The organism is Glutamicibacter sp. AOP12-B1-11 (genome assembly GCF_052379245.1).
Lineage (GTDB): Bacteria > Actinomycetota > Actinomycetes > Actinomycetales > Micrococcaceae > Glutamicibacter.
The window spans coordinates 141,276-155,428 of the sequence record NZ_JBQSYL010000007.1; the positions used below are offsets into that span (position 1 = coordinate 141,276).

Below are 14,153 nucleotides of genomic sequence, written 5' to 3' on the forward strand. Positions count from 1 at the left end.
GTTTATAGATTCACCAAGAGTTCATAACTGGCTGATTGAATCGTTTGCGGGTCGACCGCGCGCTACCGCGCTGCGGTACTTACAACGAATTAGGACTATCCATGAAGAAGCGCGCTACAACAGCGTTCGCGGCTACCTGTTTGGGTGCCGCGCTGGTGACCGGAACGATGGCTCCAGCCTCCGCCGTCGAGCCCGAAGTCGAGCTGACGTCCATCGAAGAAATCCAGGGCACCGAAGATGCTACCGGCATGGCTGGCCAGCAGGTCAGCGTCCGAGGAGTAGTAACCGGCGCCTACCCCGAAGGCGGCATTCGCGGTTTCTATGTGCAAACTGCAGGCTCGGGAAGCGAAATTTCCCCGGCCGGAAGCTCTGCAATCTTCGTATATTCTCCCGGCGGCGTGGGCAAGGTAGCCGTAGGTGATCACGTTCAGGTCTCCGGCGAGGTCAGCGAATACTACGGCATGACCCAAATCAGTGCCTCGGACCAAGCGGTCGAGGTGCTGGTCGAACCAGCCGAAGCCATCAAGCCTTTGGCCATCGACATCCCGGCAGCCGATGCCGAGCGCGAGCGTTTCGAGGGGATGCTGATGGATCCGCAGGGACAATGGACCGTGGCCGACAACTACCGGCTGAACCAGTACGGTGAAGTAACCCTTGCCGAGGGAACCAGCTCAATTATCGAGGGCGAGCGCACCTTGCGCCAGGCCACCGACGTCTTCGCTCCTGGAAGCGACGAAGCCCAGGCGCTGGAGGCCGAGAACCAGGCCCGTGAGCTGGTCTTGGATGACGGGGCCACATTGAATTTCCTGGGGGCGAAGGCGAACAAGCTCGTCGAGCTGCCGTATATCTCCGCGGATCAGCATGTCACCGTGGGCAAGCAGGTGAGCTTCACCGGCCCGGTAATCATGGATTACCGCTATGATTTGTGGCGCCTGCAGCCGCAGGGGCAAATTGTCGGTGCCGAGGACCCGGATATCCCGGTGAGCTTTGAGCAGGTCACGCAGGATGCCCCGGCAGCCGTCGGCGGCAACGTGAGCGTGGGCAGCTTCAACGTGCTGAACTACTTCACCACCACCGGCGATCAGCTTGATGGGTGCAATTACTATACCGATCGCGAAGGAAACCCGATTTCGGTACGAAGCGGCTGCGATGCTCGCGGTGCGGCCAGCGCCGAAAGCCTCGAGCGCCAGCAGTCCAAGATCGTCACGGCGCTGAACAAATTTGATGCCGACGTGGTCGTGCTGGAGGAAATCGAGAACTCCGCCCGCTTCGCTCAGGACCGCGACGCGGCGCTGAAGATCCTGGTAGCTGCCTTGAATGAGGCTTCAGGGCAGGAGCGTTGGAGCTTCGCGCCAAGCCCCGAAGAACTGCCAGCCGATGAAGATGTCATTCGAACCGCAATGATCTATCAGCGCGACGCGGTCAAGCTGATCGACGAGTCGGTGGTCTTGGACGATGCGGCCTTCGACAACGCGCGTGATCCACTGGCCCAGGCATTCCAGCGCGTGGGCGGCAATTCGAAGACTCGCTTCCTCGTGGTCGCCAACCACTTCAAGTCCAAGGGGTCCGATCCAAAAGACGGTTCGGCCAATGCCGACCAGGGCGACGGCGCCGGAGCATGGAACGCAGCGCGCGTGGAGCAGGCTCACGCGGTAGTGCGTTTCGCCGAAGGGCTGAAGGATTCGCGCAACACCGACAAGGTGCTGCTGGCCGGCGACTTCAACTCCTACTCGGCCGAGGATCCCATCAAGGTGATGACCGATGCCGGCTACGTTAATCTGGGTGCCGAAGCGAGCACTCAAAGCTACCTCTTCGGCGGTCGCACCGGTTCGCTTGACCATGTTCTGGGTTCGGCCGAAATTGCCGACAAGGTCACCGGAGAAACGATTTGGAACATCAATGCCACCGAATCGGTCGCCTTTGAGTACAGCCGCTACAACAACAACGTCGCCCAGCTGTTCTCGCCTGACCAGTTCCGCTCCTCGGATCATGATCCGGTGCTCGTGGGGCTGCAGCTGAACAAGAAGTAGGCCTTGAAAATCCGGCGGGCCCACTTGGCTCGCCGGATTCTCTTTGCACTGATTTATTTTCGCGACAGCGTGCCGCCATGTTCTGCAAATCCTAATTTGACCTGTGGGCTTTGCTAGGGCCGATGGCACCATGGAACGTCAGGGGTGACGGGCTCTGGCGGTGGAATGCAAATTCGTTCTTGACATCGCCTCGCAATCGGGCAGAATAATGGAAGGTGATTTGTGAGAGCGCTCACACGGGTTCGATTCAAGCGCTTTTATACTTCATGGCACGGATGGAAACTCGCAAGAGTTGGACACTTGTTTTATTTTGAGAGCGCTCTCATTTTGAATGTGCACGAGTCTCTCGAAACCCGCACTCACACCTGGAGACCCCATGAAAACCTCGCGCAAATCGAAGCTCGCGCAGTCGGCAGCCCTGCTCGGCACCATTGCCCTGCTGGCCACCGGATGCGGCGGAGCAGATAACGCGGCCGATGCCGAGCCTGCCTCGGTGGATAATCCGGTCACCCTGACCGTGACCACTTTCGGCACCATGGGCCTGGAAGCCCTGTACGAGAAATACGAAAAGGAAAATCCTGGCGTCAGCATCGAGGCGACGAATATCGATACCGGTGGAAACGCCCTGGTTGATTGGAAGACTAAACAAGCCTCGGGTGCGGGCCTGCCCGACCTCCAAGCCGTTGAAGAAGGCTGGCTCGGGCAGGTAATGGCCGTTTCCGATTCCTTCACCGACCTGCGCGACTACGGCATAGAAGATCTCAAGTCACAGTGGGTCGATTGGAAGGTCGAACAGGCCACCGACGCCGAAGGGCGGATCATCGGCTACGGCACGGATATCGGTCCAGAAGGACTCTGCTACAACACCAAGCTGCTAGAACAGGCAGATATGCCGGCAGAGCGCACCGAATTCGCGGAACTCATCGGTGGTGATGATGCCAGCTGGGAGGCCTACTTCGCAGCCGGCAAAAAATATGAGGAAAAAACCGGCAAAGCCTGGTTCGACCAGTCCGGGTTCGTCTGGAATGCCATGGTCAACCAACTCGATGAGGGCTATTACAAGTCAGATGGTTCGCTGAATATCCAGGGCAACGCAGAATTGAGCGAACGCTGGAAGCAGCTGGCAGGGGCCACCGAAGCAGGGCTCTCGTCGGGGCAGACCCAGTGGGACTGGGGTAAAGGCCAGGCTTTCCTGGACGGCTCTTTCGCCACTATGCCCTGCCCAGGCTGGATGTTAGGAGTAGTCAAGGGACAGGTTGAAGGTGCTGGTGGAGATGCATCTTCTGGTTGGGACTTTGCAGATGTCTTCCCTGGCGGTCCGGCAAACTGGGGCGGAACCTTCTTGACCATTCCCGCCACCTCGAAGAATCCAGCCGAAGCGGCCAAACTCGCCACCTGGCTGACCGATGCGCAGTCGCAGGCAGCCGCCTTTGAAACTGCCGGGACATTCCCCAGCAACCTCGAGGCTCAGGGTTCCGAACAGGTCACCGGAAGCAACGAGCTGACTAAGTTCTTCAACGATGCTCCCATCGGCCAGCTCCTGGCAAACCGGGCCGAGGGCGTGAAGGCACAGTTCAAGGGGGCAGATGATTCGGTCATCCAGGAGCAGGTCTTTGGCCCGGCAACTATCGCGTTGGATGGCGGCAAGGACGGCCAAGCCGCGTGGGATGAGGCCATGTCGACGCTGACGAACTTGGACATCAAGTAATCACCACCTGTAGGCCGGCCGGCAATGCGGCCGGCCTATGCGGAAAGAGAATCCGATAAATGAGCATCTTGACCAACAACGCTTCGGGCACCCCAGGTGCCGCGGCGCCGACGGGGGAGCAGCCCCCAGGCAAAAGGCACCGCAGGGCTGATCCGGCAGCCGGGAAGAAAACGCGCCGGCGTCAGCGTTGGGGACGGCTGGACTTCAAATACTCCCCGTATCTATACGTTTCACCTTTTTTCATTCTCTTCGCCCTGGTGGGGCTCTTTCCGCTGGTCTACACCTTCGTGGTGTCAATCAATGACTGGGACCTACTCGGGGGAGCCGGTGACTGGGTAGGGCTGGAGAACTACGCCGCAGAACTTAGCTCACCACTGTTCTGGAATTCGCTGTTCAACACGTTCAGCATCTTCCTGCTCTCGGCGATTCCCCAACTGCTCGTGGCCACCTTCATCGCAGCCATGCTGGACCAGAATATTCGTGCCAAGACGTTCTGGCGAATGAGTGTGCTGATTCCCTATGTGGTGACTCCGGTGGCCGTGACGCTGATCTTCTCCTCGGCCTTCGACGAGAAATATGGACTCATCAACAACCTGCTCCAAGTGATCAACATCGATCCGGTGGCGTGGAAGAGCGAGGTACTTCCCTCGCACTTGGCTATCGCCACCATGGTGAACTGGCGCTGGACCGGTTATAACGCGCTGATCCTGCTGGCAGCCATGCAAGCGGTGCCGCGCGAACTGCACGAGTCCGCCGCGCTGGACGGAGCGGGGTCGATGCGCCGGTTCTTCTCCATCACGCTGCCGAGCATTCGCCCCACGATGATCTTCGTGATCATCACCGCGACCATCGGTGGCCTGCAGATCTTCACCGAACCGAAACTATTCAACGCCAGCAGCTCGGTGCCCGGCGGTCCCGAGCGCGAATACCAAACCACGGTGCTCTACCTCTGGGATCTGGCCTTTAACCGCGGCGACTTCGGTCGCGCATCTGCGGTCGCCTGGATGCTGTTCTTGATCATTATCGTGATCGGCCTGATCAACTTCGTTCTTTCCGGTTCCATTGCCTCAGCTAGCGAAGGGGGAAGCCGCAAGCGGCGCCGAGCGCAACGGCTGGCGCACCGAAACGCCGTGCAGCTGGCAAAAGCCAAAGTCGCCTCGAAGGGCGAAAGTTTAACAGACGCAGCATTGAGCCCGAAGGAGGGGGATTCCCATGACTAGCACCGCCTTGGACCGAACTGTGGAAGCCGGGAAACCTGCAGCCAAACGCAAAAACTTCTCCATGGATCGCCGCCCAGGCTTTCTCACTTACGGGTTGCTGATCGCGTTCTTCCTCGGGAGCACCTACCCGCTGTGGTATTCGATGGTGATTGGTTCGAATACCGGGGCGGTATTCGCCTCAACGTACCCACCGCTACTTCCCGGAGGCTCGTTCTGGACGAATGCCGCCGAAGTTTTCAACACCATCGATTTCTGGGGCGCACTGGGAAACAGTATCCTCGTCTCCTCGGTCATCACGATCTCGGTGGTGACCTTCTCGACACTGGCCGGTTATGCGTTCGCAAAATTGCGCTTCCGCGGACGCCAGGGGCTGCTGGTCTTCGTGATCGCTACCCTGGCGGTGCCGACCCAGCTGGGGATCATCCCGTTGTTCATGGTGATGAAGGAATTTGGCTGGACCGGATCGCTCGGCGCGGTCATGGTGCCCACCCTGGTCACCGCGTTCGGAGTGTTCTTCATGCGCCAGTATCTGGTGGACGTCGTGCCAGATGAATTGATCGAGGCCGCCCGAATCGACGGCGCCAGCATGATCGGTACCTTCTGGCATGTGGGAGTTCCCGCGGCGCGTCCGGCGATGGCCATCTTGGCGCTCTTTACCTTTATGACCGCATGGACCGACTATCTGTGGCCAATGCTGGTCGCACCCCAAAACCCCACCTTGCAGGTGGCATTGAGCCAGCTGCAATCCGCACGCTATGTGGACTACACGATCGTGATGTCCGGTGCGCTGATGGCAACCATCCCGCTGCTGCTGCTTTTCATAGTGGCGGGTAAACAACTTGTATCCGGAATTATGGCAGGAGCTGTAAAGGGCTAATGACAACCCACTTATCAGAGAATTTCGCTTGGCCCAGAGAATTCCTCTGGGGCTCGGCCACCGCGGCGGCGCAAATCGAAGGCGCCAGCCACGCCTACGGTAAAGAAGACTCCGTCTGGGATGCGTTCGCTCGCAAGCAGGGGGTGATCGCCGGCGGCGACAACCTGGAGACTGCGGTGGACCACTACCACCGGTACCGAGAGGATGTCGGGTTAATGCGTGAGCTCGGTCTGGATTCCTACCGCTTCTCCACCAGCTGGGCGCGGGTGGTTCCCGGCGGGCGTAGCGTCAACCCCGAGGGCCTGGATTTTTATTCGAGGCTAGTCGACGAGCTGTTGGAGCAGGGAATTCTGCCCTGGCTGACGCTGTACCACTGGGATCTGCCGCAGGCCCTCGAAGAGCAGGGCGGCTGGGCCAACCGTGACACGGCCTATAAATTCGCTGAGTATGCCGAGCTGGTTTACGCAAAGCTCGGTGACCGAGTCAAGCACTGGACGACCTTTAACGAACCGTTGTGTTCTTCGCTCATCGGTTACGCAGCCGGGGAACACGCACCGGGACGCCAAGATCCCGCGGCGGCTTTGTCGGCCGTGCACCACCAGCACCTCGGACATGGCCTGGCGGCAAAGCGTTTGCGTGAACTCGGCGCCCAAGAGCTTGGCATCACGCTGAATCTGACCAACGCGGTGCCAAACGATCCAACGGACCCGGTGGATCTGGAAGCGGCCCGTCGTATCGATGCGCTGTGGAACCGGATGTTCTTGGATCCCTTGCTGCGCGGTTCCTATCCCGAGGACCTGCTCGTAGACGTGGATGGCTTGGGGCTGGCCGAGGTCATTATGCCAGGGGACCTCGAGATCATTCATCAGCCCATCGACTTTCTCGGGGTGAACCATTATCACGATGACAACGTGTCGGGGCATCCGCTTGGCGAAGGCGAGCCGGAGGCGGTTGTACCAACTGATGCGCCGAAGTCCTCGCCTTTTGTAGGAAGCGAATATGTCAGCTTCCCGAGCCGAGACCTGCCGCGTACTGCGATGGGTTGGGAAGTTAATCCGCAGGGCCTGCGGATACTGCTGAACCGGTTGCAGACCGAATACAAGGATCTTCCGGCCTTGTACATCACCGAGAACGGAGCCTCCTATGCCGACGAACTGTCAGCGGACGGAACCGTGGCCGATGTCGAACGTCGTGAATACGTTTTTAGCCACCTGGATGCTGTTGCCGGTGCCATCCAAGACGGAGTGGACGTGCGGGGCTACTTCCTCTGGTCCTTGCTCGATAATTTCGAATGGGCCTGGGGCTATCAGAAGCGATTCGGCATCATTTACGTCGACTATGAAACCCAGGAACGCATTATTAAGGACAGCGGCAGGGCCTACGCGGGACTAATTGCCGCCAACCGTACAATGGCATAGCACTGGTGCGTGGCGCTTAGCCAAGCGCCACGCACCACACGCTAGTCACAAGGACCCGCCCAGCTACCGCAAAGAAGTAACGATGCCCGAACCACGCAAACAACAGCCGACGCTGGAACAGGTTGCCGAACGTGCAGGAGTCTCCAGAGCCACGGTGTCTCGCGTGGTCAACGGGTCGGACAAGGTCAAGGCCGATGCGGCGCGGGCAGTGGAAAAGGCCATCGCGGAACTGAACTACGTCCCGAATCGAGCGGCCCGTTCCCTCGCACAGGGTCGTACCAATTCCATCGCGTTAGTCATCCCCGAAAGCACCGCGAAGTTCTTCGCAGACCCATACTTCGCTGCGGTGATTCAGGGGGCTGCGATGTACCTGAGCACCACCGAATTCACGCTGTCCCTGTTGATCGCCACCGAGTCTGACCCCGCGAAAACCAGCCGCTACCTACGCGGCGGAAACGTTGATGGGGCGTTGATCCTTTCGCACCACGCGGATGACAGCTCATACAGCGAACTGGCCGGAGCGTTGCCGTTGGTCTTCGGCGGCCGCCCCATGAGCAACGAAGACGGCGACGTGTTCGTCGTTGACGTAGATAACGCGGCCGCGGCACGGGAAGCAACTGAAGCCATGCTCAAAGCGGGTCGCAAATACCCGGCGGCGATCTCGGGACCGCAGAACATGGGTGCGGCCCTCGACCGCCAATTGGGTTTCGAACAGGCGGTGCACGCCGCCGGTCTTGGCGTTGCCGCGGTTGCGGTGGGCGATTTCACCCCGGGCAGCGGAGAAACCGCCATGCGCGATTTGCTGGCCAGCGGCATAAAAATCGACTCGTTGTTTGCCGCCAGCGCGCAAATGGCCTTTGGCGCGATGAAGGTGATCGCTGAGGCGGGGCTTTCCGTGCCCAGAGACATCGCCATCACCACCATCGATGATGATTCATTTGCGCGCAATGCCTCGCCTGCGTTGACTACCGTGGCGCAGAATGCGGAAGAGCAAGGAGCCAAAATGGCGGAGGTTGTGGTGCAGCGCATTAATGGTGAAATGGTGCCCGAACGAATCATCATGCCAACAAAGCTGATTTTGCGCGGGTCCCACGGCGGCTAAATAAGTGCTTGGAGTTAAGCAAACAGTTAACCAAAAAATTCCCACTCCGGAGAGTGGGAATTTCAATTTGTGCGCCCAGAGGGATTCGAACCCCCGGCCTCCTGTTCCGTAGACAGGCGCTCTATCCAGCTGAGCTATGGGCGCATATTTAGTTGTTTTTCGCCTTGACGACTCCAATGACTTTACACCAGATTATCCGAAGGGCAAAAGCCGGAGAGGCCAAAGTGTGGCGTTTCACATCGGCCGTGGTGAATGTCGCCTGGGTCCGTCAAAACTGCCTTGGGTATGCAACCAGTGGAGCGTGCTTGAGTGCTGAAATGACACAATAGCTGGTGTGAATACTTGGACTGCATGGACTGGTGAAATTAAACCGTTACCTGGCGGGCGCCTCGGTCGTTTTGTCCCGCTGGCGCTTGCGCTGTTCATGTACGCGGGTGATGTGTGGCTGGGGACAGCCGGCTACCTCGCAGAACTTGGCGTGTTGTACCTGGCTTTTCCGTACCTGCCCCTGGCGGCTTTGTCGCTTGGGGTCCTGCCAAGCATTGCCGCATGGTTTGTGGGGTTGCTGCTTATCGCGGCGGTCGGTATGCCCGGGGTCTTATTGGCCAGCATGGTTTTTCCCTCGGTATTTGTCATTGTGCTCTCCTGCTATTTGCTGCCGTGGCGGGCGGCACTCGCTTTTCCCTCCGCAGCCATGGGCATGTTGTTCCTGCTGTATCTACTCTTGCCGGAGGTGGAGCTCCTGGCGGTCATGTTGCTGTGCGGTTTCGGCGTCATGTCGGCCGTGGCCGGGTTGAGCCTGAATGTCTATCGCCGGAAGAATGAAACGAGCGCCAAACGAATCAGGGATCTGGAAGTCGAGCAGGCGAGAATTCGCTCCGAGGAACGAACGCAGCTCGCTCATGAGCTGCACGACATTGTTGCCCACGATGTCACGATCATGGCTATGCAAGCCCGTCGGGCCGAGTTCGTCAACGACCCGAAGAAGACTGCGGAAATCCTCGCTGGAATTGGCAATGCCGCGCAGCAAACCCTGCAGGATCTTCGCAGCCTTGTCGTCTTGCTGAAAACGGAAGCCAACGAAAATGAATTTCAGAGTCCCTCGGGGCTGGAAGCAGAAGAAGGCCAACAGATCTTGGAGTCCGATGAACTTTCCGGGGAGACCACTACCGCGGTAGGGCTGGTACATGATTTGGACAAGGTCATGCAAGCGCTCAAACGGGCCGGATTCGACGTGGCCTTCGCGCTAGAAGGCGAAGTAGCGCGTATTCCGGCGAGTTTGCGCCAAGCCCTTCGGCGAACCATCCGGGAACTGGGAACCAATATCCTCAAGCACGCGAATCCTGACGGAGCAGTGGAACTCCAGCTCCGTATCCGGCCAGACCGCGTATTGCTCAGCTCGACAAATGATATTGGACAGGGCACTCCCATCATGTCGTCGCAGACAGGTTTGGAAGCGATGCGCGCACGCTGCGAGGTATTTGGCGGCACCGTGGAGACCAGCGATTCCACCGGCCGCTGGTCGATCGGCGTAACTATCCCGCTTGAAGGCTTGCCCGCTACCGGATAACGACGGCAACCATGCAAAAATAGTGACCAGATGCGCTATCACCGTACGCGCATGAGAACCAAGTGCGTGGACTACCGCCAAGCGAGGAGTTATCAGTGACAACAGTGCTGCTTGTGGATGACGAGGCCTTGACCCGGGAAATTTTGCGAGATTATCTCTCCTCAGACCCCACCATTGAAATCGTCGGCGAAGCATCCAATGGGAAATCCGCCGTAGTCCAGGCGGCCTCGTTGCAGCCCGAGGTCATCTTGATGGATATGCAAATGCCGGTCATGGACGGCGTTGCGGCAACAGCCCAGATCCACCAGAGCAACCCTGAGATCGCGATTCTCGGTTTGAGCACTTTCGCCACCGACCGATATGTGGTGGACCTGCTGCGTGCTGGTGCCTCGGGCTACATCGTCAAGGATGCTAAGCCCCAGGAAATCACCGATGCGATTAATAAAGTGGCAGCCGGTGAGTCCATTCTGTCGCCGCAAGTGGCTCGACATGTGGTCAGCGGGCTGGCGAACTCAATCCCAGCCGAAGTCGAAGCCGATGCAGAACTGATCGATGCCCTGACCGACAAGGAACTGGAAGTCATCAAGCTTCTCGGGCGGGGCATGAGCAACAAGGAGATGGCCACGGAACTTTTTGTCACCGAGTCAACTATCAAAGCTCGCTTCGTGAAGGTTATGGAGAAATTTGGTGTGCGGGACCGCGTGCAGATTCTAGTCAAGGCCGTGGAACATGGGCTTCTGGACATGAAGCCGGGGTCACGCGCACGCTAGGCGCAACTCCGGTAGCTTAGGATTTGCCGAGCACCGCACGCGGGGAGCGCAACAAGCCTTCCAATGCCAATTCGAGGTCGGCGTTTGCGACTTCATTCACCTGCGACTCGGGATTCAGAATCAAGTCGCCACCCCAACCCATGACCTCGTACTGGGCCAGCGCCCGAACCAACTCCACTGGTGAGCACCAGGCACGATTCAGATTGGCGATCGCGAACTGCTTGATTAGCAGCTCCTCATCCCGGGTCACCCGCAGGCCAAGATCTGCGACCGCGTCCAGCGTTGATTCCAAGGAGCCCAGCGAGTGGTTCTCCTGAGCAATGACCTGCCACATGATCGCAGGCTGGCGGTCCTTCAGGACGCGCATTATTTTTATCAATGCAGCGTGCCCGGCCTGTTTCGTGGCCTTGGGCAAAAGCGCGACTGGACCTCCGGACAAGGTGGCAAGGGCCAAAAAAGTGGCCGCCGAACCGAGAGCCGCGGAGGGATCGGCACCTGTAACCGTGATTTGTTCATAACCTTGGGTAGTCGTTCGCTCCAGGCGGTCCGAAAGCCCCGGGTTGTCTTTGCTTTCGAGGTGCCCGAAAAGTTCTGCACCGGGTGCTGCTAAGTTTTCTAGCTGCGCTTGCGGCCCGACCAGCGCCAGGGCGGGAGCGCCGGCCAAATCCGGGTCGATTTGCTGGGCATGCTCGGCGAAGGTTTGGAGCCACCGCTCCGCACCGCGCAAGGGAAGTGCTGCCGTCACATTGACTGCTCCAGCGCTGACCGCCCAGTCGTGCCAAATTGTTCCGGAATTCGAGGCGCAGACTCTGTCGGCTACCGCGCGCAGGGTTTGCTCCGCTTCGGAGGAACGCCGCTGATCGGTGCGCCAAGCCAAACTGACTAGGGTGAAGTGCGTTCGGTCATCTGGTATGGATCGGACGGGAGGGAATGCGCTGTTCACGGCTGGGACTCCTATGCGGGTTCAAGGGTCAAATGGTGGTGCTGCTGTGCAGCGAGACGTTTAGCCGAGGTTTGGAGCGCAGCGCGCAGGCCGGGCACATCGCCTAAGCCGTCGCGTAGTTTTTGCACTAAACTGGCCGCGAAACCGGGGGCATCTCGCAGCAAGATATCGCGGGCCACGGCGCGGGCGAACCGTTGGTCGTCATGCACAAGTTTTTCGGCGGTAAATAGTGCTCGCTGGCCGGCACGCAGCAATAGGTCATCATCGCAAAACCTCAGGGCAGCGAGGCGTTCGACAGGTTCGATTCCCGAGTTTGTGTCATCAACCAACACAAAGAGATCGTTGTGGACACGGTCGCCTGGGCCAAACATGCCCGCGCTGGCATCCAATCCTGAAGGCAGGGACAGCATTGCTGCGGCCAGCAGGTCTCCCAAAATTTCGGAATGCACTCGTGGTGCCGGCGCACTGCGGGTGGCTACGAGCAGGCGGGGGCGCTGCAGTCCTGGAACGGTTACGGTGCGCCGGCTGGCCGTGCGGAAAATGGACTCCTGCGCGGGCGGCACCGCCGGGGCCTCGGGGGTTTCAGTGGGCAGGGCATCTTGCAGACTCTGCAACATGTCCGCCGGTTCTTTGGGCCCGAAAGCGACCATTACCGCGTTGGAGGTGCGGTAATGGCGTGCGTGCAGCTCGCGCAACCGCCCTCCGGTCGCGCGCCCGAGGAGGTCGGCGTCTCCCGAACCGTCATGGGAATTTGCATGATCTTGCCAGCAGTGCGCCGAAAGATGCGGCCAAGGCAGAACGCCGCCGGGCGCCGAGGCGAGGCGGCTAGCGCGCTCAGTGGCCACGGCAGTGACCTGTGTGGTGATCTGTTCTTCTCTGAGCCTTGGGTAAAAGACCTGGTCCGCGATCCGCCGAGCCATGTCGTCAATCTGGTTTACCGGAGCAGTTTCATAGAATTCGGTGTAGTCCATATGCGTATGACCGCCGAGGACCCCGCCGGCGTGGAGCACCTGCAGTTCACGGTCCGCTCCGGTGATCGTGGAACTGTCCTGATAAATTAGGTGTTCCAGCAGGTGCATCATTCCCTCTTCGCCTTCCCGCTCATGACGCATTCCAGCGGCGACGCCCAGTACTACCGAGGCATTGCGCGTTTGGGGAGCATGAACGGCCGCTATGCGTGCCCCCGATTTCAGCGAGCGGAATTGTATGTGCCGTGTGCTGGCATCGATACGGGTGAGCAAGGCCTTCTCCTAAAGTTTCGCGTACTGGGTAGACAGATGGTTGACGGCCAAGTCCAAGAGCAGTTGGGCTTCGCGCAACGAGGCATGTCCGTAGTGGTGCCAGTCGTAAGCATGCTGGGTCAGCCGGTAGGCGCAGGCCAAACTAAAGCCGGATTCGCCAATGGCCTCGGGATAGGTATCCAGCAGTCCCAAGCGCAGCGGGTCGAGGTTTGTGCGCAATGCGGGGTAGAAGGCATAGAGCTCGGCAATTTCACCAAGAACCCATCCGAAGTCATAGGCGGGAGCCGCAAGTCCAGTGTCCTCTCCGGTCAACAGCGATCCACTACGGCCATTTGCGGTGAGCACCCAATGAGCCATGCCGGGGGAGCCATGCGCCAACGCCGAATCCTGAGTGCCCAGCATTCGCTGCGACCACCGCTTCAGTTGGCCTAGGGCCATGGGGCCCAACGTGTGCAACGCAGGCAACCATTTTCCACTCAGCCAGCCTTCGGCCCGTTGCAACGTGCGCGGTTCGCGAAGCGTTGTTTGACCGGTTATGGGGGTAGCGTGCAGATTATTGAGCGCCTCACCCCACAGCAGACCTATGCGGTGCATGTCCTTGGGGGAGCGTTGCTGGAGTTGTTCAGCAACGGTTGTGCCGGCAGCGGTAGCGTAGCTGCGAAATGTGGCGGTTCCCTCTCCCCACACAATGTGTTGCCGCTGATTCTCCGCAGAAGGGTTTTGCGTCTGGGAGAAATCGAGTGGTGCCTGGGCACCCAATCGTCGAGTCCACACGGCTTTGCCCTGCCCCAAATGCAGCTCCGTGACGAGCAGGCCCGTCGTGAGCCGGCGCCTTGGCGTGCTGCGCGGTTGCACTTCGGTTGTAGTCATTGCCGCTCAACCCCCGTAACAAGATCAACGAGTAAACGACGTTCCGACTCGAGGCGGCGCAATACTGCTGGAAAGGCGGGTGGAACCCAGGCGTCGGAAATAGCGCTGGATTCGCTCGGGCCGGGGACAGGATTGATCACGAGGAAGTTCTTCGGTTTGCGCAACTTCTCCAGAATATCCCTGACCAGTTGGTTTTCCATTGCACGTGGAGGAAGCGACGGCGCTATGCACACCCTTGCATGGGTGCTCAGCGCCGCAAGCAGTGAGGGGGAATCGCTGATGCCGTGGGCAAGCCGCGAAGTGTAGTCCAACGTGGCCGGGTAGATCAGGATCAGATCCGCCCACTCGGCCAAATCGATATGGGCCGCGATAATTTCATCGTCCCAATGGTCGGATTGGATCCG

Annotated in this window: 12 protein-coding genes and 1 tRNA gene; 8 read left to right on the plus strand and 5 right to left on the minus strand. The window is 59.3% G+C overall.

The features are described from left to right. Positions 1-101: 101 nt before the first annotated feature. The 6 genes from ACT3UQ_RS06050 to ACT3UQ_RS06075 all read left to right on the plus strand — a co-directional run bounded on the left by ACT3UQ_RS06050 (position 102) and on the right by ACT3UQ_RS06075 (position 8,355). Complete coding sequence (locus ACT3UQ_RS06050; RefSeq protein ID WP_105553404.1) at positions 102-2,030, plus strand: ExeM/NucH family extracellular endonuclease; 1,929 nt, start codon at positions 102-104, stop codon at positions 2,028-2,030. 376 nt (positions 2,031-2,406) lie between these two features. Continuing rightward, positions 2,407-3,738 (plus strand): ABC transporter substrate-binding protein, encoded by a 1,332-nt coding sequence (locus ACT3UQ_RS06055; protein ID WP_444636681.1) that lies wholly within the window; start codon positions 2,407-2,409, stop codon positions 3,736-3,738. Positions 3,739-3,797: 59 nt separating this feature from the next. Then, a complete protein-coding gene (locus ACT3UQ_RS06060; RefSeq protein ID WP_444636682.1) occupies positions 3,798-4,958 on the plus strand; it encodes a carbohydrate ABC transporter permease in 1,161 nt (386 codons plus the stop codon). Positions 4,959-5,019: 61 nt separating this feature from the next. Beyond that, a complete protein-coding gene (locus ACT3UQ_RS06065) occupies positions 5,020-5,835 on the plus strand; it encodes a carbohydrate ABC transporter permease (protein ID WP_444615813.1) in 816 nt (271 codons plus the stop codon). Further along, positions 5,835-7,253, plus strand: coding sequence for a GH1 family beta-glucosidase (locus ACT3UQ_RS06070; RefSeq protein WP_105650174.1), 1,419 nt, complete (start codon positions 5,835-5,837; stop codon positions 7,251-7,253). The genes ACT3UQ_RS06065 and ACT3UQ_RS06070 overlap by 1 nt, the downstream gene beginning before the upstream one ends. Positions 7,254-7,335: 82 nt before the next feature. Continuing rightward, the gene (locus ACT3UQ_RS06075) at positions 7,336-8,355 is read left to right on the plus strand and encodes a LacI family DNA-binding transcriptional regulator (protein WP_105553399.1); all 1,020 of its coding nucleotides are present in this window, start codon (positions 7,336-7,338) and stop codon (positions 8,353-8,355) included. A 70-nt stretch (positions 8,356-8,425) separates the two neighbouring features. Here the strand turns inward: ACT3UQ_RS06075 and ACT3UQ_RS06080 are convergent. Then, positions 8,426-8,499 (minus strand) — tRNA-Arg (locus tag ACT3UQ_RS06080). Between the two features lie 190 nt (positions 8,500-8,689). Here ACT3UQ_RS06080 and ACT3UQ_RS06085 point away from each other — a divergent pair. Continuing rightward, positions 8,690-9,925 (plus strand): sensor histidine kinase, encoded by a 1,236-nt coding sequence (locus ACT3UQ_RS06085; RefSeq protein WP_255248401.1) that lies wholly within the window; start codon positions 8,690-8,692, stop codon positions 9,923-9,925. Between the two features lie 95 nt (positions 9,926-10,020). Beyond that, complete coding sequence (locus ACT3UQ_RS06090; protein WP_096285386.1) at positions 10,021-10,695, plus strand: response regulator; 675 nt, start codon at positions 10,021-10,023, stop codon at positions 10,693-10,695. A 16-nt stretch (positions 10,696-10,711) separates the two neighbouring features. Here the strand turns inward: ACT3UQ_RS06090 and ACT3UQ_RS06095 are convergent, their stop codons facing one another. The 4 genes from ACT3UQ_RS06095 to ACT3UQ_RS06110 all read right to left on the minus strand — a co-directional run. Then, positions 10,712-11,638 (minus strand): hypothetical protein, encoded by a 927-nt coding sequence (locus ACT3UQ_RS06095; protein WP_096285383.1) that lies wholly within the window; start codon positions 11,636-11,638, stop codon positions 10,712-10,714. 11 nt (positions 11,639-11,649) lie between these two features. Next, positions 11,650-12,879 carry a M16 family metallopeptidase gene (locus ACT3UQ_RS06100; protein WP_096285381.1) on the minus strand — a complete coding sequence of 410 codons (1,230 nt, stop codon included), beginning with the start codon at positions 12,877-12,879 and terminating at the stop codon, positions 11,650-11,652. A 9-nt stretch (positions 12,880-12,888) separates the two neighbouring features. After that, positions 12,889-13,749, minus strand: coding sequence for a hypothetical protein (locus ACT3UQ_RS06105; RefSeq protein ID WP_141393514.1), 861 nt, complete (start codon positions 13,747-13,749; stop codon positions 12,889-12,891). Beyond that, on the minus strand, positions 13,746-14,153 hold a 408-nt coding region (locus ACT3UQ_RS06110), incomplete at its 5' end, for a flavoprotein (protein WP_444636684.1). The genes ACT3UQ_RS06105 and ACT3UQ_RS06110, both read right to left, overlap by 4 nt.

What these genes read in the sequence shown, in the direction of transcription:
- ACT3UQ_RS06075 (WP_105553399.1), top strand. Translation starts at nt 7,336, where the DNA reads ATGCCCGAACCACGCAAACAACAGCCGACGCTGGAACAGGTTGCCGAA.
- ACT3UQ_RS06065 (WP_444615813.1), top strand. Translation starts at nt 5,020, where the DNA reads ATGGATCGCCGCCCAGGCTTTCTCACTTACGGGTTGCTGATCGCGTTC.
- ACT3UQ_RS06050 (WP_105553404.1), top strand. Translation starts at nt 102, where the DNA reads ATGAAGAAGCGCGCTACAACAGCGTTCGCGGCTACCTGTTTGGGTGCC.
- ACT3UQ_RS06055 (WP_444636681.1), top strand. Translation starts at nt 2,407, where the DNA reads ATGAAAACCTCGCGCAAATCGAAGCTCGCGCAGTCGGCAGCCCTGCTC.
- ACT3UQ_RS06105 (WP_141393514.1), bottom strand. Translation starts at nt 13,749, where the DNA reads ATGACTACAACCGAAGTGCAACCGCGCAGCACGCCAAGGCGCCGGCTC.
- ACT3UQ_RS06070 (WP_105650174.1), top strand. Translation starts at nt 5,835, where the DNA reads ATGACAACCCACTTATCAGAGAATTTCGCTTGGCCCAGAGAATTCCTC.
- ACT3UQ_RS06060 (WP_444636682.1), top strand. Translation starts at nt 3,798, where the DNA reads ATGAGCATCTTGACCAACAACGCTTCGGGCACCCCAGGTGCCGCGGCG.